Annotated in this window: 15 protein-coding genes and 4 pseudogenes; 11 read left to right on the top strand and 8 right to left on the bottom strand. The window is 64.1% G+C overall.

All coding sequences use genetic code 11. The annotated features are described in order from the left end of the window. Nucleotides 1-34: 34 nt before the first annotated feature. A complete protein-coding gene (locus tag FRANEAN1_RS40745; protein WP_157472426.1) occupies nucleotides 35-217 on the top strand; it encodes a DUF6191 domain-containing protein in 183 nt (60 codons plus the stop codon). On the opposite strand, the pseudogene FRANEAN1_RS07200 reads toward FRANEAN1_RS40745, so the two are convergent. After that, nucleotides 196-924: pseudogene (locus FRANEAN1_RS07200) on the bottom strand (AraC family transcriptional regulator); the annotation flags it as partial. The gene FRANEAN1_RS40745 and the pseudogene FRANEAN1_RS07200 sit on opposite strands and share 22 nt — an antisense overlap. A 26-nt stretch (nucleotides 925-950) precedes the next feature. Between FRANEAN1_RS07200 and FRANEAN1_RS40740 the strand changes: the two are divergent. From FRANEAN1_RS40740 to FRANEAN1_RS07190, 4 genes and pseudogenes are all read left to right on the top strand, one after another. Next, nucleotides 951-1,097, top strand: a complete 147-nt coding sequence (locus FRANEAN1_RS40740) for a hypothetical protein (RefSeq protein ID WP_347177016.1) — start codon at nucleotides 951-953, stop codon at nucleotides 1,095-1,097. Nucleotides 1,098-1,136: 39 nt separating this feature from the next. Next, nucleotides 1,137-1,250: pseudogene (locus tag FRANEAN1_RS43105) on the top strand (FAD-dependent monooxygenase); the annotation flags it as partial. 349 nt (nucleotides 1,251-1,599) lie between these two features. Continuing rightward, complete coding sequence (locus FRANEAN1_RS07195; protein ID WP_347177015.1) at nucleotides 1,600-1,968, top strand: YgjP-like metallopeptidase domain-containing protein; 369 nt, start codon at nucleotides 1,600-1,602, stop codon at nucleotides 1,966-1,968. An 872-nt stretch (nucleotides 1,969-2,840) separates the two neighbouring features. Next, a pseudogene (locus FRANEAN1_RS07190) lies at nucleotides 2,841-3,137 on the top strand (methylenetetrahydrofolate reductase); the annotation flags it as partial. 1,294 nt (nucleotides 3,138-4,431) lie between these two features. On the opposite strand, the gene FRANEAN1_RS07180 reads toward FRANEAN1_RS07190, so the two are convergent. Continuing rightward, a complete protein-coding gene (locus FRANEAN1_RS07180; protein WP_020459083.1) occupies nucleotides 4,432-5,061 on the bottom strand; it encodes a TetR/AcrR family transcriptional regulator in 630 nt (209 codons plus the stop codon). A gap of 127 nt (nucleotides 5,062-5,188) precedes the next feature. On the opposite strand from FRANEAN1_RS07180, the gene FRANEAN1_RS07175 reads away from it, so the two are divergent. Next, nucleotides 5,189-6,109 (top strand): NmrA family NAD(P)-binding protein, encoded by a 921-nt coding sequence (locus FRANEAN1_RS07175; protein WP_020459082.1) that lies wholly within the window; start codon nucleotides 5,189-5,191, stop codon nucleotides 6,107-6,109. A 358-nt stretch (nucleotides 6,110-6,467) separates the two neighbouring features. Here FRANEAN1_RS07175 and FRANEAN1_RS38285 read toward each other — a convergent pair. Both FRANEAN1_RS38285 and FRANEAN1_RS07165 read right to left on the bottom strand, forming a co-directional pair. Beyond that, a pseudogene (locus tag FRANEAN1_RS38285) lies at nucleotides 6,468-6,935 on the bottom strand (IS30 family transposase); the annotation flags it as partial. Between the two features lie 133 nt (nucleotides 6,936-7,068). After that, nucleotides 7,069-8,037 (bottom strand): MHYT domain-containing protein, encoded by a 969-nt coding sequence (locus FRANEAN1_RS07165; protein ID WP_020459080.1) that lies wholly within the window; start codon nucleotides 8,035-8,037, stop codon nucleotides 7,069-7,071. A 547-nt stretch (nucleotides 8,038-8,584) separates the two neighbouring features. On the opposite strand from FRANEAN1_RS07165, the gene FRANEAN1_RS07155 reads away from it, so the two are divergent. Continuing rightward, a complete protein-coding gene (locus FRANEAN1_RS07155; protein WP_020459078.1) occupies nucleotides 8,585-8,899 on the top strand; it encodes a hypothetical protein in 315 nt (104 codons plus the stop codon). 92 nt (nucleotides 8,900-8,991) lie between these two features. Here FRANEAN1_RS07155 and FRANEAN1_RS42045 read toward each other — a convergent pair whose 3' ends face one another. Continuing rightward, nucleotides 8,992-9,156, bottom strand: a complete 165-nt coding sequence (locus FRANEAN1_RS42045; protein WP_198145344.1) for a hypothetical protein — start codon at nucleotides 9,154-9,156, stop codon at nucleotides 8,992-8,994. A gap of 488 nt (nucleotides 9,157-9,644) precedes the next feature. Between FRANEAN1_RS42045 and FRANEAN1_RS07150 the strand changes: the two genes are divergently transcribed. Beyond that, entirely contained in the window at nucleotides 9,645-9,953 is a 309-nt protein-coding gene (locus tag FRANEAN1_RS07150) for a hypothetical protein (protein ID WP_020459077.1), read from the top strand. A gap of 488 nt (nucleotides 9,954-10,441) precedes the next feature. On the opposite strand, the gene FRANEAN1_RS07145 is transcribed toward FRANEAN1_RS07150, so the two are convergent. Both FRANEAN1_RS07145 and FRANEAN1_RS07135 read right to left on the bottom strand, forming a co-directional pair. Further along, nucleotides 10,442-12,079: an IS1634 family transposase gene (locus FRANEAN1_RS07145; protein ID WP_041253785.1), complete on the bottom strand. Its 1,638-nt coding sequence runs from the start codon at nucleotides 12,077-12,079 to the stop codon at nucleotides 10,442-10,444. 864 nt (nucleotides 12,080-12,943) lie between these two features. Continuing rightward, nucleotides 12,944-13,780 (bottom strand): SAM-dependent methyltransferase, encoded by an 837-nt coding sequence (locus FRANEAN1_RS07135; protein ID WP_041253782.1) that lies wholly within the window; start codon nucleotides 13,778-13,780, stop codon nucleotides 12,944-12,946. Between the two features lie 597 nt (nucleotides 13,781-14,377). Between FRANEAN1_RS07135 and FRANEAN1_RS43100 the strand changes: the two genes are divergently transcribed. Together FRANEAN1_RS43100 and FRANEAN1_RS07125 are read left to right on the top strand one after the other, a co-directional pair. After that, a complete protein-coding gene (locus tag FRANEAN1_RS43100; protein ID WP_020459072.1) occupies nucleotides 14,378-14,986 on the top strand; it encodes a tyrosine-type recombinase/integrase in 609 nt (202 codons plus the stop codon). Between the two features lie 93 nt (nucleotides 14,987-15,079). Then, a complete protein-coding gene (locus tag FRANEAN1_RS07125; protein WP_020459071.1) occupies nucleotides 15,080-16,222 on the top strand; it encodes a tyrosine-type recombinase/integrase in 1,143 nt (380 codons plus the stop codon). 145 nt (nucleotides 16,223-16,367) lie between these two features. Here FRANEAN1_RS07125 and FRANEAN1_RS38260 read toward each other — a convergent pair whose 3' ends face one another. Continuing rightward, nucleotides 16,368-17,678 carry a DNA methyltransferase gene (locus FRANEAN1_RS38260; protein ID WP_198145472.1) on the bottom strand — a complete coding sequence of 437 codons (1,311 nt, stop codon included), beginning with the start codon at nucleotides 17,676-17,678 and terminating at the stop codon, nucleotides 16,368-16,370. A 226-nt stretch (nucleotides 17,679-17,904) separates the two neighbouring features. Here FRANEAN1_RS38260 and FRANEAN1_RS38255 point away from each other — a divergent pair, with 226 nt between their 5' ends. Continuing rightward, complete coding sequence (locus FRANEAN1_RS38255) at nucleotides 17,905-20,448, top strand: ATP-binding protein (protein WP_198145471.1); 2,544 nt, start codon at nucleotides 17,905-17,907, stop codon at nucleotides 20,446-20,448. Nucleotides 20,449-20,807 lie beyond the last annotated feature (359 nt).

Below are 20,807 nucleotides of genomic sequence, written 5' to 3'. Positions count from 1 at the left end.
GCTTCCCTGGCAACGATGATCTGGAGGCCGCGGCGTGTCCACGATCGCGCTCGACGAACTGGAAGCCTGCTTCTACGCCGGCAAGCGACACCAGATCGAGCAGCGCCGCACCGAGGAGATCCTCCGCGACGACACCACCGAGAGCACGCCTCCTCTGTCAGCCTGCGGGCGGCGCCGTGTGCACGTACGCGGACGTCACTTCCCAAATGGATCTTGACCAGGCTGTCCTTGGCGCCGGTACCTGCCGGGTGCGGCGCCGAATTCACGTTTGAACGCCTTGGCGAACGCGAATTCCGAGCGGTAGCCACAACGTTCGGCGACCGCGCTCAGTGGGGCCTTGGACTCGCGCAGCAGTCGCGCGGCAGTCGTCATCCGCCACCACGTCAGGTACGCCAGTGGGGGCTGACCGACGATGGTGGCGAACCGCTTGGCGAAGGCCGCGCGCGACAGTCCGGCCTCCCTGGCCAGATCCTCGACGCTCCACGGGCGCCCGGGGTGGCGATGGACGTGGTGCAGCGCCGTCGAGATGGCCGGGTCGTTCAGCGCCATGACCCAGCCGGTCAGGGCATGTCCGGACTGCTCATCGAGCCAGGCGCGCAGGACGTAGAGCAGCAGCATGTCGATGAGCGCGGGCACGATGGCCTCCGTACCGGCGCGGGGCCGTCGCAGTTCGTTGCCCAGGAGATCGACGGCGGCACGAAGATCGGGATGGTGCCCGACGCGGGCGGGTAGGTGAACGACCTGGGGCAGGCCGTGGAGCAGCGGGTGCGGGCGGGTCTGGTCGAAGCTGTAGGAGGCGCAGAGCAGCTCCGTGGTGGCGCCCGCGCCGGGGATGGTCATCTCGCTGATCGCCGACTCGTCGCCGGGACTGGGGTGGAAGTCGATCGTGGGCCTGCCGGGCTGGTCGACCAGCGCGTGCGCGTCACAACCTGGCCAGCTCCGATCCGATCATGGCGGAGGTTCCGGAGATGCAGTACCTCTACCAGCGGCCCGCCGTCCTGGACGCCACGCTGGCCACACGGACATTCGACCTCAAGCCGACCCCCCTCGACGACGTCCTGATCGAAACCGCCCAGGCGATGACAAGATCCGCGTAGCGAGTCGCGGTTACGGGTGCGGCACTCGTCACGGTCGCCGGCACAGGTGGACGTCCCGAGGTGCAGCGCGGTGAGGCACGGCAGATCCCGCTCGAATCACTAGCCGTCGGCACCATCCGGTGGGGCTACAAGGTCAGCAGGGTCCGCGCCCTGGCGAAGAGGCTGTCTCACGAGCCACGGCGCGATCCCAACCAATCCCCCGAACAGTTCGTCACCGACGTCGTCAAGACCGTGACATGCCGTAGCGGCTGTCCGGCTCTCGAGGACCGGACCCCGTCGCGGTCACGCTCACCTCATGAGGCCGGTCCGATGACGGTCCCGCGCACGCAGCAAACCGCTGCCGCGCCACCGCCTTGAGGAGCTCTGCCCCTCGATGAGCCGGCGAGCGGAGAGTTCCACCGACTCCCTAAGACCGCCGAGCTCACCGGGGAGACGCCGCCGGATTCCGGCGTCCCCTGTGCGCCTCATCCGGGGCCGAATACACGTGCCCCGAGGTCTGGCCGTGACGGAGGTCGATGGCGCTGCGGCACTGGTCGGCTGGTACCGGCATCGAGGCTCGACCTGGCTGCCGCCTCGAATGCGTCCCTGGGCCAACCGGATGGGGGTCGACATCACCAGCCTCGACGTCCGCGACCTCGGCTACCGATGGGGCTCGCTCGGTACCACCGGCCGGATCAACATCCACTGGGCGACCATGCAACTACCGGTAAGCCTCGTCGACTACGTCCTCGTCTACGAACTCGCCCACGCCCACGCCCACGAACGAAACCACACACCGAACTTCTGGCGAATCGTCGAACGCACCATGCCTGACTACAAGACCCGCAAGAGCAGGCTCGCCGCCCTCGGCGCCAACCTCTGGCTCGGATAAGAGCGGCCGTGTACCTGGGCGGGTGCGCCCCGTTTCCCGGACCAGCCTGCGGCTACACACCGTCGCAGTCAGCCATCACAACCCGTCAGTGCACAGCTGCAGCATCCGGCCAACTGCAGAGAGCCGCATATCTTGCTGTAGCGATCCACGTGGTCGGGGCGACTCCAGTCCGTTGCACCGCGTTAAATGCCACCATGTGGCATTCTCCTCCTATTGTCGCCTTTCCGCTGGTCACCCACACTGCTCTAGCTGCTCTTTAATGCTCAAACTACGTAGTAGCAATCCATCCTGTCGTGGTTTCGCGAGTCGTGGGGCGGGCATCTTCCCCGCTGTCGTCCTCTTGCGGTCTGCATTTCCGACGACACGTTATATCGTCGGTCGCCGCCAAGGTGGAGACGCTTGCCGGCCGAGAAGACCCGGATCAATGTTCGGGTCCTGGCCATCCTCTCTCGATTGGAGATCCCACCGTGATCAAGATGATCACTACCATTTGCACAGCCGCCTTGATGCCAATCCTATTCATCCTTGCCGCAAATCCTGCATCTGCGGCCAGCGTGGGACCAAGCTTCAACTCTAGGGCAGCATGCGTTGCATACGGAAACATGCCACCTATTGACCAAGACTGGGCTTGCGCTTTTGAAGGCGACCGGTGGGATTACTACTATAATCCTTAACCCTTAGCCCTTGGAGGCCGGCGCGCGTTTCGGATGAGGAATGACGGTGGAGTAGGGAGCTGGAGTCATCACGTTGCGTGACAGATTTCCAGCTCCCTCCCATCGAACCATGCATGCAGTTCATGTGCCCATGAGACAGGAGGTGACGCCGTGTAGGCGGCCGATCAACCTGTCGTAAGTTCGTCGTCGCTTGCCGGCGAGAGTCCGGTCTTCGCGGACATGCCGGCGTTCCGGGTCGGAGCCGCGGCCGGCCTGCGGCCACTGCCCGCATGGAAACGAGCCGCCGACTTTCTGTTCGTGCAGGTCAGCTACTCAGTGGATGCCCTGCTGCGCTGGCGCGACGCCCATCCGGTCGAACGGGACCGGGCTGCCGGGGTCGAGGCGGCCTGCGACCAGGTGCTACAGCTGCGCGACACCGGCGCCTTCGCCGGTGTTCACCTCGTCCCGGTGAGCCGCTACCGCCAGGTCGCCGCCCGCCTCGAAGATCTGCTCTGACCTCGTTCAGATGCCACTCGGCGCGTTGCCGATGGTGCGCGACTTCCTGGCCTGTCTGGGACCTCGCGGAGCGGAGTGGCTACGCGGTGACCGCCGACCAGCTCCGCGAGGTCGTGAGACGTCCAGATCGCGGCCGGTCGCTGGCACCACTGCGATCCGAACATCCTCATCGTCCCGAACACCGCTCACGATCTCACTGAGGATCTCCGACACCCCTCCGTAAGCCAACCCGCACCCGCGAGGGTGTCTCACACGCGACTGACAGGGGGGTGGCGCACACGTCCGTGACGTCAGCTTCAGTCAGACGCCTCCACCCTGCCCACCGGCAGCAGCCCCAGGTCATGGCCAGCCTCCGCAACGGCGCGATCACGATCCTGCGCCCGATCGGCGCCACTAACATCGCCCGGCCATCGTCCGGTACGCCCGCAAGCCAGGTCCCGACAGGTGGGGGAGCCCTCGATATTGGGCGGGCCTCTTGGGCACCATGGCCAGATGGACACCGACCCGCTGATGACCGTGACCGAGGTGGCTGATCACCTGCGCCTGACCGCGTCGTCATGGCGCGCCTACGTCGCGGACGGATCCGCGCCGACGCCTGACGACCCTGACATCGACCGGCCCGCGAACCGGCGCCGTCCGCGCTGGCGCCGTTCGACGGTAGATGCCTGGCATGCGCAGCGGCGCCCCCGCGGTCGATCGCAGGGGACGCAGGCGGCCACGGCGTCAGGCGAGGCCGGGTAGCCGGCGAGCCCAGCAGCCGTTCAAAATCTGCTCGGCGTCCTGGAGCACCACGATCTCGCGCACAAAGTTGTGATCCTCGCGGAGTGGCGTCCACTGACGTGGTGTACGGATCGTGATCGTCTAGCGACTCGCCGGGGCGGCGGTCCGTGACGTAGAGCGACCATCGCGTGATCCTAACGAAAAACCCGCGAAAGCGACTCGATGATCGAACTCGCCGTTGTCGACTTGGCCGACTACGGAACCGATTCAGCCGGGCCGATGTCGTTCCACCTCGGCCGGCATCGAACGCCAGCTCTATACGCCTAGAACGAGAAGGTCGATCCCAGCAATTAATTTCGCCGGGACTGAGTCGGAGGCGCAGCTTCCCTCACGAGTATAACCGCGGCGATCCGCCTGGCCGACCTGCGGTTCGCCGGTGGACCGGGCCGACGTGGTGACCGGCGTCAGTGCTGCGAGGACCTGTTGGCCCCGTCCCTCGCGGCGTTTCGCGCCTGATCGTGAGGGAGGCTGCCGAGCGTTCGGCATGCGAGACGGTCGCCCGTCACATGCTCTATCAGCTCTCGTCTCTCGAGTGAGTAGTTCTGGCGGAACGGGCTCGGCGAGGACGCACTCCGTCGATGGCGAGCATCAGCAGCCGCTCGGCTTCGGCCGCTCCGTCGGCTTCCTGTTCCATGGCCAGGCCGACCGCGTTGGCGAGCTTAAGGAGGTCGATAATGGCTACGTCAGGACGTACAGCACGTGCCCGGCGGGCGTTCGCCAGTAGTGCCTCGCCCGCGTTCACCACCAGCGCATGGCAGGTGGTGTCCAGGGCTGGATCGCGGGCGCCGTGTATCAGTGACGCCGCCAGCCCGCGGTTGGATGCGATGTGCACGGCGACGGCGCGAAGCCAGGCGACCAGTGCACGCTCGGGATCGAGGTCGGCGGCCAGGTCGCGCGCCGCGGCGCACAGGGCCTCGACCCGGTCTCGGAAGACGGCTTCCAGCAGCGCATGCCGGGAGGGGAAGTGGCGGTGCAGGGTGGCGGAACCGACCCCGGCCCGACGGGCGATGTCCTCCAGGGACGCCTCGGCTCCATGCTGGGCGACGGCGGACCCGGCCGCGTCGAGAATCAGGTTGTAGTTGCGCCGAGCGTCGGCGCGCAGCGGCCGCTCGGCCGTGACCGGCGCGGTTCTGCCTTCGGACATTGCACCTCCAGCGGACTTGCCAAACGGGGTGGCCCCCCAGATATGGTACCCACATCAAGTGGGGAGGCACCCCGGTTGGTCGAATCGTCCAGCCGGCGTAGTCCGAGAGCCGGGAGAGACCGTGGCTATGTCAGGCCAGAGGATCGTGGTGGTGGGTGCGACCGGCTTGCAGGGACGCGCTGTGACGGCACATCTGCTTGCTGCTGGCTGGCGGGTGCGAGCGATGACCCGCGATCCAGGCGGCGCGCCCGCGAGGGCACTCGCGGCGGAGGGGGCGGAAATCGTACGCGGTGAGATGGACGACATCGACTCCCTGACCGCGGCGATGCACGGCGCCTACGGTGTGTTCAGCGTCCAGCCGACCGTAGGATCGGTCGGCACACCGCCGGACTTCACCGCGGCCGACGAGATCCGGTGGGGCGGCAACGTGGCACAGGCAGCGCAGACTACCGGCGTCCGGTTCTTCCTCTACGCCTCCGTCGCCGCGGCAGGTCGACACGAGACCGAAGTGCTGCCGCAGGCACTGGTGAGCAAATGGCACATCGAGCAGCGCATCGCCGGACTCGGCTTGCCTGCGGCGGTTCTGCGGCCCGCTGCCTTCATGGAGAACTACAGCGCCGGGTACTACTTGCGCGACAATGCCGTTACCGCGCCCTTCGCCGCCGACGTCCCACAGCAGGTCATTGCCGTCGACGACGTCGCGGCCTTGGCGGCGTCGGCCTTTGCCCGACCGCAGGAATGGATCGGCCGGGCAATCGACGTGGCGGGTGACGAACTGACGCCGGTGCAGGTCACGACTGCCATCTGCGAGGCGATCAGGCAGCCACTGCCGTATGTACAGACCCCGATCGAGACAATCCGGCAGGTCAGCGAGGAACTCGCGTACGCCGTGGAGTGGCAGAACGAACGCGGCTGGCGCGCCGACATCCTCACCACGCGACAGATCCACCCCGACCTGATGGACTTCCGCACCTGGCTCGCCGAGTCCGGCGGAACTCAGATCAGCACATTCCTCGCCACCCAGCGTACTGGACAACAGGACACATGAGCGCCTGACTGCCTGGACCCGGGTTCGTCGCGCATGCGGTGCCGTATGGACCGGCCTCGACGGATTGACCCTAACCTCCGCCGGTGTGGCCGCACGAAATGGCCAACTAGATCTGATTCCTAGTGCGCCACGAAGCACCGTGTCATCGAGTGGAGGTGGAAGGAGTCCACCGTCTGGCCGTCGCGGCGTGTGGGGCTCCAGAACCCCGATTTTGGCGGTGACCTGCGCGTTTGCCTGCGGGACGGGGCCCGTGTCGGGCAGGCTGGATGGTCATGGTGTGGTCCCTGCTCTACGCCCTGACGCGCAACACTCTCGGGCTGATGTTGCTTCCGGATGCGTGGGGACACCGCGGGCGGATTCAGCCGATCATTGCAACATCCGGGAGGTCGAGTGTTGCGACGAGCTTATCGAGCTGACTCGCCGGAGTCGTCCAGCCGAGGATCTTGCGGGGCCGCGCGTTGAGTTCGGCAGCGACGGCCGCCAGATCGGCCGCGGTGTGGACGGACAGGTCGGTACTCTCGGGGAAGTACTGGCGCAGCAGCACGTTCGTGTTTTCGTTCGAGCCGCGTTGCCAGGGTTTGGCGGGCTCGCAGAAGTAGACCGGGACACCGGTGGCAGCGGTGAACTCGTCGTGGCGGCTCATCTCGCTACCTTGATCCCAGGTCAGCGAACGCGCCAGTGGGGTGGGCAGGCCGGAGATCTCGCGTACGAGCGCGTCGAGGACTTGGTCGGCACCTCGGCCGCCGGGCAGGTGCAGCAGCGTCAGGTAGCGGGTGGAGCGCTCGACCAGGGTGGCGATGGCGGACCGGTTGCCCTGGCCGACGATGGAGAGTCGGCGTGGAACGCGTTACCGGGCTCACGCCCAGCACGTCTTTCCACGCCGTGGGCGCGGTCGGATATCCCGGTGATGTCCCGCCTGCTGATCTCCCGCTGACGCAGGCTGGCCGGTCCCGTGGGTGCTATCTGCGCATCACCGGTGGTGTCGCCGGCTGCTGCCGGGGGACCGTGCGCAGTGGCAGGGTGCTTTCGCGCCGGTCCCGGGCGGCGATGTCGGTCTCACCGAGCTGATCCGCCGGGCCGCGGGCGGCGGGGGCGTCCGGGACGGGGCCACCCCCCGGCGACAAGACGAAGATCCTGTCTTGCCAGATTCTGCGGACATGGAACTCGGGGCTGGTGACACCGCCGAGCGCGGTGACGATGATGAACATCAGCACGATGGTCGACCCGAACGTGGTGAGAATGCCCAGCGTGAACGGGTCGCATCCGACCTGTGGATACAGGCTCGGATCGGGCGTGACACGGGTTGCCGCCATCGCCGTGTAGTGCATCCCGCAGACCGCGCCAGCCATGACCGCGGATGCGCTGAGGACCCGGATGATGCCGCCGACACGGAACGCGATCCAGAAGGCGACAGTGGCGGCCACTGTGGCGATGACAACAGAGATCAACACCAAGCTGGGGCTGTAGTCGATCGCCCCGGCGGTCCGCATCGCCGCCATCCCGGTGTAGTGCATCGCCGCGATACCCAGCCCTGCGAAGATGCCGCCACGAACGAGCCTGTCGGTGTTGAACGGGTCTGCGGCCACCACCCAGATTCCCACCCCGGAGACGGCGACCGCGATGACGAGCGACAGCAGGGTGATCCGGAGGTCGAAGCTGACGGGGACCTCGATGTGATAGGCGACCATCCCGACGAAATGCATCGACCAGATCCCGCCGCCACCCAGCGCCAGGGCCGTCACCGCCGCCCAGCCAAGCCGCTTGGCCCCGCGGTACTCCCGGATCCGGGTCGCGCTGGCCAGGGCCGCAAAGGAGCCGAGCACCGCTAAGCCATAGGAAAGTCCGACGAAATACAGGTTGTAGGACGCATCCAGATGGGGGTGGGCGGCCGCGAGGCTTACCACGGTCGGATTTGCTGCGGTACCCATGCCATTCACCGCTACTCCCCGTTTTGCGACTTCACTGTCGCAGAGATTCCTATCGCTTCCCTGCGGTGGAATCCCGGCCCCGGCGAGGCAGACCACCCCTGGGCAACACGAAGGATCACACGAGGGCCACGAGGCGCCCGGACGGCACGCTGGTGCCGACCTCGTGTCGTAACACCAGCAGTTCCAAGTCCTTGGACGCCGATGAACGGCCGAGCAGGACAAGCCGGTTACGTACCCGTACGAAGATCAGATGCAGCAGACGTGCGGGATACAGCCGACCATCATGCCGTCGATGCCATACCTTCGCGTCACGCCCGGTCACAGGCCCAGGTCGACTTCTGGCACCCCACAGGTGGATTTTATGGCCTGTATTTCCGTATGGATCGCGCGCATGGGTCCGGCGGGAAGTTCGATGGAAGACACCCTGGGCTGCGCGTATACATTCCGATTCCCGCGCTGGTTTCGCGCTGCCGGAACCAGCTGAGGTAGCGTTCCTCCCGCACCTTCACCGCACCTGGAAAATGACCATCAAGAAGGGGATCATTACATGGCCCAGCAGCAGGATCAGCAGCGCCAGCAGGTAGAGCAGCAGCTGCGCCAGAACTGGCGGCAGCTCCGCTACAACATCCTCGACCAATTCGGTCAGATCAGCACGGCGGACCTCGACGCCGCGACCGACATCAATGACCTCGTCGCGCGGATCGCGGACAAGACGAACCACAGTGAGCGTTACGTCGAGAACCGTCTCCGGGAGCTGGCGGGTGTCGGAGGAGGCCAGATCGGACCCTCCGGCGAGCGTTTCAGCGGCGGCCAGCAGGGCGGCCAGGGCCAGCAGGGCCAGCGGTTCGGCTCCCAGCAGTAACCATCCGCCTGCCAGACGGACAGACGCACCCGCAAGAACATGACCTGCGCCGGTGCGCGGTCCGGTTTTCGTTCGCTACTCGGCGCGCGCTGTCAACGCGTTGCGTCGAGTAGCGAACGGAACTCCAGAAGGTCGTCGATCATCGTGGTCGTGTCCGTGGTGCGCGGAAGCTGGCACAGCTTGTTCAGCATCACATCGGTTTCTTCCATGGTAGGAATCTCGTCAATCGGCGCGGCTATGTTGACGACATAAACCATGGGAACACCGCCTTTCGAGGATGTCGAGCACGTGCCGAGCCACCCCGCCGGCGTGGGCTGACCCGGATGCCGTGCATGCCAGATTCGCATACCCCGATTCGCCGAAAATTGAAGCCAGGCTTCGCCTGTGTTAAATCTGGGGCTGGACTCGGTGCGGTGAGCGACAATCAGGGCGGCAGGCCGGGGCCTGGCCGACGACGTCCAGTCCTCGCGGGTGGCCTCGTCGCCCGGCTACGACACCGAGCGGGACCGGCGCTACCGCCGCTGACCGGCGTGTCTCTGCAAGCCTGCTATCCAGGCACGGATCCTGAATGGTCGAGGTCTGGCTAGATCAAGCGCTGAACGGCAGCCCCGGAGCACCGGCGCCCTGACATACACGTCAGGGCACCACACGCATCGGTCTCGATGCGTAACAGACCTACTACTCTTTCCTCATGGCACCAGACCCGCAGCGGAACACCCCGATGCCGGAGACGGCCTGAAACTTCATGCAGGTCGAGATCGCGACGGAAGACCACCTGCTCCGCCCCATGTACGGGCTGGGCGGGCTGACCCGCGCCCAGGCACGCGCCGAGGTGCAGAGCATCCTGGACGAGCTGCCCACACTCGCACCGATCGCCGAGGTCCGGCGACGCGACCACGCGAAGGACGACACCGCCTTCTGCAACCAGCGCATGTGGACCGTCTACACGTACGCCGGCACCGATCCGCTGCCCGCCGCACGGGCATGGCTCGAGGACCTTGCCCAGGCCCTACACAGGGCAGCCCTTGATCTGCACGTCGCGCGCGGGCCCTGACCCTGGACACGGCGTAGCCCCACCCGCAAGGGGGGTAGCAGGTGGAGCCACGCCGCGCGTGTCCCGAGGACAGCGGCAGGCTACCGGCCCGAAGCCGAACTGAACGCCACCGCCGACCGTGTCGCCGCTCAACCCCGCCGATCAGCGGCTGAGCAGGGAGACCCGGCCACCGATCTGCCGGACAGTGGCCGGGTCAGCGTCGCCGGTTCGAAGGACAACGCGGCGAGAGTAACCACCGTGCCGGCCCCTTCACCAGCGACACCGAATCCGTGTCGCCGACCACCTTCACCGCAACACCATTGATCAACCACAGGACGGCCGCAGCACCGGTGGGTACCCGGCGCCGAAGCAGAAGATCGGGAACATCTGGGCATGGTCGGCGGACGACATCAAGGCGTGGACCGAGCACAGCCGGACGCGGCCCGCGGTGGAGTCGTCGTCCGTTGTAGTGCCGCGCGTCCTCGGCCACCTGAGTTGGCTCAATCGGCTTAGTGCGTGACGGCCGCCGCGTGGAGGGTGTCGAGTACCGCTTGTTTGTCCGGGTTGATCGCGGGCGGGAAGGTCTGGATGGCGCCGTTGATCGCGATGGTCGCGGAGCGCAGCGGGCGGAGCTGTCGGATCACGTTGCGGACCGCGAGGCCGGTGCGGTTCTGAACGGTGCGGGCGACGGCGAGCGCGGTGAACACGATCGTCAGGTGGGCGTCGATCGCCTCCTTCGTGCGGACGAACATGGGCCGGGCAGCGAGATCGGTCTTCGACATCCGGAACGACTGCTCGACGTGCCAAAGGTCGTGGTAGTTCGAGATGACCTGGTCGGCGGTCAGGACGGTGACCGGCAGGTTGGTGACGTAGCCCTTCAGCCCGACGAGCCGGCGGGCCCGGGTGAGGCTGGCCTCGTCGAGGGTGGCGGCGTCGCCCTTGACGGTGACGAATCTCGGCGTGCGGGTAGTCTTCTCGCCGTCGACGACAGCGCGGGCGCGGTTCTCCTGCGCGGTCAGCGTCTTGTTGTCGCGGGCGGCGCGCTTGGCCGAGTAGGCCCAGACGGCTCGCCACGACCTGGGGTGCTGGTCACGGGTCCAGACAGGCTCGGTCTTCACGTCGGTGTCGTTGTCACGGTTGCGCCCTGTGCGGGGCGTGACCGTGTCGATGACCTGGCCGTCGGTGAAGGCGTCGCCGTGCCAGCGGAAGTGGGAGGCCAGGTCGATCGGCGCCTTGGTGACCCGTGAGCCGACGATGAACCCGAACCCGGCGTCGTCGAGTTCACGCAGGTTGGTCGCGGACAGCATGCCGGCGTCGGCGACCACGACCAGGTTCTCGAGCTGGTGACGGTCTTTGAACTGGCGGATGATCGGCAGGATCGTCGCGGTCTCGGCCCGGTTGCCCTCGAAGCAGCCGATCTCCAGCGGGAAGCCGTAACGGTCGACAAGCAGCCCGACGACGATCTGCGGGTCGACGCGACGTTCCTTGGAGTAGCCGACCTTGCGTAGGTCGTCTTCCTTCTCGGCCTCGAAGTACAGCGTGGTCACGTCATAGAGGCATAGGGAGACGTCGCCGTGGGCCAGGGCGTGGGCAAAGCACAGGTCGGCGACCTGGTCGCGGTAGCCGCCGGAGGCGCAGCGGGTCAGGGTGCGTTTCATCGTCGCGTACGCCGCGGGCTTGCGTCCCAAGTCGGTGAGCACCCGGCCGGTGTCGAGCAGCGACGTCGGCTCCACGACCCGGGCGATCACCAGGTCCCGGAACACCGGGTCGCCCAACGCGTCGAACCCGAGATCGGTGAACACCGAGGCCAGGGCGTCGAACAGCAGCACCGACGCGGTCGTGAGCACCTTCGCGGGCCCGACCACCGCGGCAGGTCCGGCGGCGGGCTCGGGGTCGAACAGCGCCGGCTCACGCGGCGACCCGAGCAGCCTGGCCGTGCGCACGGCCGGCTCGATCCCGAGGTCGAGCGCCGCCTGCTGGCTGTCGGCGAGCATCTCCTCGGCCCGCGCCAGCAGGATCCCGAGCTCCGCTTCGGTATGGGCGGACCCCACATGCGCCACGATCCGCTGACGACGGCCACCGACGTACTCGGCGATCTGCACCGCCGTCGCACCCGAGGCCGTCCGCACCCTCCGAACGAACACCACGGCCGAAGACTAGAACACCGTTAGTGCGTGAAAACGGCGCACCAGCCGGCCATCGTCCCAGGTCAGCGCCCCCCAGCCCCGAAGATCACGACGCAGTGAGCCAACTCAGGTCGAAGGACAACGCGGCGAGAGTAACCACCGTGCCGGCCCCTTCACCAGCGACACCGAATCCGTGTCGCCGACCACCTTCACCGCAACACCCTTGATCAACCACAGGACGGCCGCAGCACCGGTGGGTACCCGGCGCCGAAGCAGAAGATCGGGAACATCTGGGCATGGTCGGCGGACGACATCAAGGCGTGGACCGAGCACAGCCGGACGCGGCCCGCGGTGGAGTCGTCGTCCGTTGTAGTGCCGCGCGTCCTCGGCCAGGACAGCCCACAGGTGCCCTCCGCCATACTCGGCGCCGCGGCAGGGACGGGACGCCGAGTATCACCGCGCCCAGGTTCGGGGTTTCCTGGGATTCCAGGAGTGCACGGTCGGGGATGGGGAGACGCTCACCGCCTTGCTTGCCGAGGAGGTCTGGTTGCCGGAAGCGCCGGCCGGAACGGTGCGTGAGGAGCCGCTCCGGCACTGCCGGGAGTGCCCGGCACTGCCGGGAGTGCCTCGACAGGCCGTCACCCGAGACTGCCATACCGCGCCGCTCGCCGGCGCCGCGACAAGAGACCGACACCCTGGACACCGAAGCGGCCGCTCGCGCCGTCCTGACCGGCCAGACCACCGCAGCGGCGCCGACGGCCTGCGCGGCAGTCCGCCCGACTGGGTCCTCGACGCGGTCGAGGATGCCGCTGGGGGACGCCTGGCCAAGACAGCGACCGCTGCCCGGACACCGCCGGACTGGTGTCGCGTCCGGCGGAGCCGCCGTCAAGGCTTGCGCGCTACTCCTGCGGACAGCCAGTCAGTCTCAGGGCTGCCGTCGTCTCCCGGGTGCCACTGCCATGGTCGAACGATACCGGGTTCGACCAGATCCAGCCCGGAGAAGAAATTCTCGATCGCGATACGCGGCCGGAAGACTATAGGCGACGTCGCCTTCTCATACGCCGCCTCCGTCCGGGCGACACCTTCAGCCGGCGGCCCATCCGTTGTCAGATGGGATAGCACCAGGTAGGAACCCGATGGAACGGCGTCCATAAATTCGGCGAGAAGACCGGCGGGGTTCTCCTCATCCGTAATGAAATGGAACAAGGCGACCGCCAGAACGGCGACGGGTCGCGAAAAGTCGATGAGCGCGTTCGTGTCCGGATGCGCGAGGATCCCCGCGGGTTCGCGTGCGTCCGCGGTGATGATTGTCGTCGTCTTGTTCGTCGCCAGCAGCGCGCGGCCGTGAGCGAGCACGATCGGGTCGTTGTCTACGTAGACGACGTGCGCGTCCGGGTTGACCTGCTGGGCTATCTCGTGCACATTCCCCTGGGTCGGCAGGCCGGTGCCGATGTCGAGAAACTGGCCGATACCGGCGTTCGCGAGCCAACGGGTCGCCCGCTGCAGGAAGCGCCGGTTCTCCCAGACGATGTCAAACGTCACCGTCTTACCGAGGGCGGCGTCGACAGCAGCAGCAGCCTCGCGGTCGACCTCGAAGTTGTCCTTGCCCCCGAGAAAGTAGTCATACATGCGCGCCGGTGTCGGCCGGTCCATCCTGAGATCGGCTACCTGACCGCTCTCTTCCGCGTCAGGCGCCACCGACTTGAAGTCCCATCCCATCATCGCTCCGCAAGTCATGAGGTCGGCACCGACGGCCCGGCGGCTTCGGTAGGTAGGCGTTGCACGTCAGCCTATCGGGTGGGTCATCCCACCAAAGTGGCGCCTACGGTCTCTGCCACGCTACTCCCCGATCACCCGGCTCCACGTCACCGGCGCCGGCGCCAGGCCAGCCGAGCGTCAAGCCTCTCCTGACGACAAGACGTCAGGTCTTGAGCCCCTACAGTGACAGCTGGATCTGTCTCGATCTTGCGGGCAACGCAAGGTCGATATCGGGGGTCCGGTCGCGGAGTCGCACCCACAGTCGTGAGTCGCGTCGCCTGACGTGTCACGTGTGTCGCCCCGGCCCTGGAACCCGTCCCTGGGAGTGTCGTCAGCCCTCCCACCTGGGAGGCGACAGGCGACACGACACGACACGCGACAGCAGAGACGACAGCACGGCCGTTTTAGCCCGGCCCAGCCGGGCACCCCGGGTTTACCCGGCCAGCGGCAGGGCAGGGGGAGCTGGGCGCTGCCTGGCCGCTCCCGGAGTGGCGACTGTGTGGCCGACGGCGCCCGCCTCGACCGCCGGCCCCGCTGCCCCACCCCGGGACCGGCGGCCTAGTGGGCTACTCGACGCCTCGGTGCCGGTGCTGGTCCGTTGACCAGCGCTGTCCGGGCCACCAGGGCCGTCTGCCTGATGCGTACCGCCGCGAACACACCGAACACGACTGGACCATCGACCAGCTCGCCGCCCGCCATTTCATGCCCGCGGAGGCCATCGACACCGCGATCACGTTCGGCCCGCTGCCACCGATCCGCCTGCACGACCTGCGACACACCGCCGCCAGCCTCACCTACCGCGCCACCAAGGACCTCAAGGTCGTCTCCGAACTCCTCGGACACGCCTCCGTCCACTTCACCGGCGACATCTACACCTCGATCTTCGCCAACGCCGACCGCGCAGCAGCCAAAGCAGCCGCCGACATCGCCCCGAAAAACAGTTGCGGTCGCAACGTCACCGGCATGTCATCACCAGTGCCAGCTATCGATCTCCACAGCGGCCTGGTCGCCGCAAACAGCCAGGTCAGGAGAGGTAGGGCGGGTGGGGCTCGAACCCACGACCGACGGATTACTATTGATCATCTATCGGCATCCGTCGCTGACCCTCGAAACCCAGTGCCGCTAGGACATTTTGCTTCTGAGCGCAGGCCAGCGACCATCATCATCTAGCAAGATTTTTCTTGATTTCCGTGGGGTTTCCGTGGGGACCACGCTACCGTCAGAGGCACCGGCGAAGCGCCCAGAACGGACGGCGGTGACCTCGTGGCCAGGCCCTCACTGAACCTCGGGACCTACGGCAACCTGTACACGGCGAAGTACGGCGACGGCTACCGGGCACGCGCCCGGTACCGCGACTTCGACGGCCGCACGCGGCTCGTCGAACGCCACGCCAAGACCAAGGGCGCCGCCGAGCAAGCCCTACGCACGGCCCTGCGGGACCGCGCCCGTGTCGACGTCGGCACCGGCGCCATCACCGCCGAAGCAAAGGTCGCCGTTCTTGCCGAGGCCTGGTACGAGTCCGTCCAGCGGCAGGACCGCTCCCCCAACACCACCGCCGCCTACCGGACCCGACTCGACAAGTCCGTGATCCCTGGCCTCGGCGAGCTACGTATCCGAGAGCTGACGGTCGGCGTCGTCGACCGCTTCCTGTCCATCATCGCCGAGAAGCATGGACCGGCCGCCGCCAAGCAGACCCGCGCCGTCCTCTCCGGCATGTGCGGTCTCGCGGCCCGCCACGACGCCCTGGACCGCAACGTCGTACGCGACGCCGGACCGATCGCCGAGGCCACCTCCAAGGATCAGCCGCGGGCCCTCACCCTCGACCAGCTCCGAGAGCTGCGCGTCGCGCTCCGGAACGACCCGAAGGCCGTCGGGCGCGACATCCCGGAGTTCGTCGACCTACTCATGAGCACCGGCGTCCGCATCGGCGAAGCCGCCGGGCTGACGTGGGGTGCAGTGAACCTCGACGAGGGCTGGATCGAGATCCGCTCGACCGTCGTACGGATCAAGGGCCAAGGTTTGTTCAACAAGCCGAAGCCCAAGACCAAGGCCGGCCACCGCCGCCTGCAACTCCCATCCTGGATGATCCGGACCCTGAAGCAACGCTTCGACAACCAGCCGGACGACGTGACGGTCTTCCCCGCTCAGCTCGGCGGACTACGCGACCCGTCAAACACTCAGGCCGACCTACGCGACGCATTCAAGGCCGTCGGCATGGAGTGGGCAACCTCCCACATCGTCGGCCGCAAGTCCGTCGCCTCAGCAATGGATAGCGCTGGCCTTACAGCACGCGCCGCCGCCGACCAGCTCGGACACCGCCAAGTGAGCCTCACTCAAGACCGCTACTTCGGCCGCAAAGTCGCCGAGACTGGGGCAGCCGCGATACTTGAAGAACTGGATGTTTGAGCCGATCGGCAGACGCCACCACACAGGCTCCTGAGGCGAAGATTGTCGAATCTAGGCCTAATTCTTGGCGTACAGCATCACGACTTACAGGCCAGATCCGGCGGCATAGCCGGCCTGTGCGATGTCGAGGAAGCTCTACACGTTCTCAGATCTTTCTTTGCAACACCAGCACATATTCACGGTCGATGCTAGCGCTATTCCTCCGAGCGTAGCTCATGTACCTATTTTTCACTGGGTATGACATTAGTCTTACCGAGGAGAAGTTCTCGGAAGCAAGTTCGACAAAAAGATCATCGGTCGGGATGCGGTCGCCGTTCCAACTGCTTCGGCCTACAACCAGAACAACCTTTCCCCCGATCTTTACCGCCTGCGACAATCGCCTAAATACGTTTCGCATACTGAGTGCGTAGTGACGAAAATCCACTGCGCGCTGAATACTCGCTTGCGCCATCTCGCTTTCCCAGTGTGCCGCAAGTGCTGGCAACTTCTCGTCAGTTGCGAGAATCGGGGTCTTCCGAGGTATTCGATGGCGGCCAATATATTTCGGAAGTAGGTCTAGTCTTTCTTTCTGAGATCGGGTATGCCTCAGCCAGAACATCTCAAGCTGATGACGCCGATAGTAATCGACAGCATTATGATACGGCGGACTAGTAATTACCAAATCACACATTTCGGAGTCGAGGTCTAAGGAAGTAGCGTCCGCTTCCCAGATCCTTGGCTCAAAGTACGGAGAGACTTGCTCGCCATACTCCTTCGAAGCCGCAACAGCCTTTCCCATTGCTTTCCGAAAGAGAAAGTATGGGTTGACAACTCTTCCTGCCGCATCGAGCCTTTTCATATGTGCTGTGACTTCAAGACCAGACACCGGGACCGGGTCCGCGTTTGACGCGTTGCGAATGACGGAAGCAAATACAACCAGCAAATAGCTCTTGATCGCAGAACTACACTGAAGATCTATTACACACCTGTAGATGCGGGCCAGGTCAAGAGTGACATACCGACGAAACCAATGATCCAGATTAGGAATATCGGGAACCCACAAGGATTCCCGATCAAGATTTTCTTTCAAGGATTCCTGTGAGATATCTTCGAATTTCCGTGATTCATATATCTCCTGCGGCGGTGCAATCTCGTCAAGTGCGGCCAACAAACTTGAAGCAGCCTCGAGTAGTTCACTTTCCACTAGGAGCCCAGTTTTGGCAGAACTCACCGACACTGCGACAGGATCGACGTCAGTACCAATAGATCTCCGCCTCATCCGGGCCGCCTCAGCTAGAAGCGTTCCACTTCCGCAGAAGGGGTCTAGAACCAGGTCTCCCGGCTCCGAGAAATTACGGATAAGAGCTTGAGCCACCGGCGGATGAAATTTGGCCGGAAAACGGAAGAGGCTGTGGACCAGCAGACGCTCACTGTCGCTAGAGATATCTAGATCATCCGGCTCTTCGATTAGCCCCAAGTTACATGTCCTCCCACGCCGGATCCAGCATCCCTCACAGCGCCATGGTGCAGGCGCACCCCCGGTAGCGCCCCGACGCATCGTCTAAGCGACCGGTAGAAGATCTTGTTTGCTGCGGGATGACCCTGACCAAACTAGCAGATCCCAGGACTTGGCGCGCTAAATACGGTAAGTTCTTTAGTCGAAGTTGCAGATGCGTCACAGGTGGAACGAGGGGGATCGACCGGTGGCAGTGCCAGTTGGACTTGCGCTTGAGCAAGCAGGTAGTAGCGAGCCTGGGCTTGAGGTTGTGCTTTCCCACGAGCTCGTTGCGCTTCTCTCGGAGCAGCTCTACCAGTCCCCACTAAAGGCAATAGAGGAACTAGTTGTCAACGCTTACGATGCAGACGCACTGCGCTGTAGTGCAGCAATCCCCGCCCTAGGATCGGCATCAGTCGATATCATGCTTATTATCGATAATGGTGCCGGAATGGATCACGAGGGCCTGAAAGATCTATGGCATGTTGGTCACAGTACAAAGAGAAGCGAAAGAATTGCCACAATTAGAAAAAGAAAGCAGATCGGCAAGTTCGGCATCGGCAAGCTGGCGACATATGCAATAGCAAACAGAGTCACCTATGTAACAAAAACAGAGGCCGGCGGGATCCTTACGACTAGCTTGGACTTCTCTCGATTCGAATCAGATCCCACCGGGGGACGAGACCCTTTGCATCTGGCCGTAACGAAGATTCGGCCAGGTGCAATTCTCGACAATAAGCTTTTGGTCGATACGATGATCGATGCCGGAGTCGATCCATCGCAATTCATCGAGGCCAGATCTTGGACGATTGTAATTTTGGAAGAACTTAAGCCGAAAGCACAGGGGCTAAAGCTGGGTCGCCTCAATTGGATTCTAAGTACCGCGATGCCCCTACGCGGCACCTTTAATCTCTATTTGAATGGCGATCAAATTGTCAGCTCCAAAGAAGACTACGAACGCGTTGCATCTTTCAAAATTAGCGAACTTCCCGATAATCGCCTTAAAGGGCTAGAGAAGTCCACGGGAGAGAAGTGGATTGTCGACGGAGAGAGCGTAAGATGCGCTTCCTTCCCTCGCGGAATATCGGGAAATGTGATAGTGACAAGAAGGACGATCTTCGCCGGTAAAAGTAGCGACCTAGGTCGCAGTCACGGATTCTTCATACGAGTTCTCGACCGCCTGGTCAATCTTGAAGATCCGCTTTTTGGTATGCGTCCTCTATCGTATGAGACCTTCAACCGGTTCCGCGCAGATGTCGATGTTGATGATTTGGACGAATGGCTTACAGCTCCCCGAGAGAGCGTAGAGTCTAGCCCACAGATGGAGGCACTTTGGTCTCTCCTTGAGGAACTTTACTACGAGGCACGCAGCCGGTATAAGGCTTGGCAGACAGAGCAGGAGAAGCCTGAAAAGCAAAAGCCGGAGCACGATCGACAGCCAGTCGACCCACGATATCTAGATGATCCGATCGCAGATGTGCTCTCGCAGAGCGATCAGTTCGAAACTGGCACTACTGACTCTGGGCTTACGCTTCCTTTCGAAGACCCTCTTCGATCGCCCGGAGTCGACGCGGATGACGAATGGTTCTATCTCAAGATACCGGCGGATGCAGATATCAAGCGGCTTATCGAAAGCGCGTATTCCTCTCGCGTAGCACGCAAGTATTCATATCAGACTATTAAAGCCGGCTCCACCGGGCGGCTTGTGAAGTTCGACCCCGTTGGCGCCCTTTTTGAAATAAATGCCGACCACCCTCTTGTTCGCGCGCACGCCGACAGCGCGGCTGAACCATTGCTAGAGGACATTGTTACAGCGGAGGCGCTGCTAGAAGTCTATCTTCGCGAACAAGGTATGAGGGCGGAGATAATTGGTGAGATCTTGGAGCGCCGGGATCAGCTATTTCGAGCGCTGACCAAGGATCGCACCTACTCTTTCGCGGGAATCGCCGGGGAGCTGAGGGAATCCGCCTCCGATGAACGAGAGCTAGAGATTAATCTTGTCTTGGCCGCGCGCGCGCTCGGATTCGTCGCGAAGCACATCTCAGGAGCAAATGAGCCTGATGGCGTTGCACGGTTCCTAGAGTACACGTCTGGCGAAATTAAGATCACGCTAGAGGCTAAGGCCTCCGGGTCAGTGCCGTCCTTGAGTGCCATTGACTTCTCCGGCCTTGGACGACATGTAGAGGATCATCAGGCTCAAGGATGCCTGCTCGTCGCACCGTCATATCCAGGAAGCTCCAAGGGAGACGATGCAGCGGCGGCCAAGAGTGCCGTCCAACAACGTGTTTCATGCTGGACGGTGGAACAGCTCGCGCGTGTTGTTGCGGCCGCAGACCATTTGCATCTCAATGCTCGCAATGTCCTAGATATTGTCCTAACGGCGTTTACGCCGGTCGACGTCACTGCCGCCATAGAGAAACTTCTCGCGACTCCACAGGAAGGCTCTAGAGAACTTTATCGTGCAATCGTGGATGCGTTGAAATCACTAGATAGTCGCCTACCTGGCACACAGCGAAACATTCATCATATTGCGGCAGAAGTGTCACGGACTGAAGAATTCTCCAACCTTCGGATCGAAGAGCTCACCACTGCGGTTCGCAACGTAGCAGGCGCCAGCCAAGGAGCCCTCACACTCCGCGATGAACGCTTGATTGTAAATACATCAATCGACGAGTTGAAACTGCGCCTCGGTGGCATCCTAGGCACCTCGTCCACTACTCGCCGAAAGAGCACATTTCGAGCAGAGGAATGACGTCGCATAGCGACGTAACACGTAGGTGTTTTTCCGCTTTAAGAGGGGTCGACGCGCTCTTCCGTTTACACCGTCAGACATCCGCTGCGTCGGTGGCTGCCGCCCCGAGAGCCGAACAGATCTCGAATCGCTCCGGGAAAATCACCGACAGTCAAGCAAGCCTGCCCGCGCGTCTCAGTTCGGCATCCGGTCTGCCAGTGACCTTGGAGGCTACGCGAGAGGACCACTCGTGGAACACTTGACCGTGGCAGCAGAGCCGAGCTGGCGACGGGGGAATGGTGTCGACGAGTCGCAAGCTGGCACTCCGATCCTCGGTGGTCGTAGTCGCCGCAGCCGGGGCGGTTGGGCTGTGGGCAGCC

The sequence above is a fragment of the Parafrankia sp. EAN1pec genome, from assembly GCF_000018005.1.
GTDB lineage: Bacteria > Actinomycetota > Actinomycetes > Frankiales > Frankiaceae > Parafrankia > Parafrankia soli.
The sequence above is the reverse complement of the archived record's forward strand: the minus strand, read 5'-3'. Positions and strand labels throughout refer to the sequence as shown.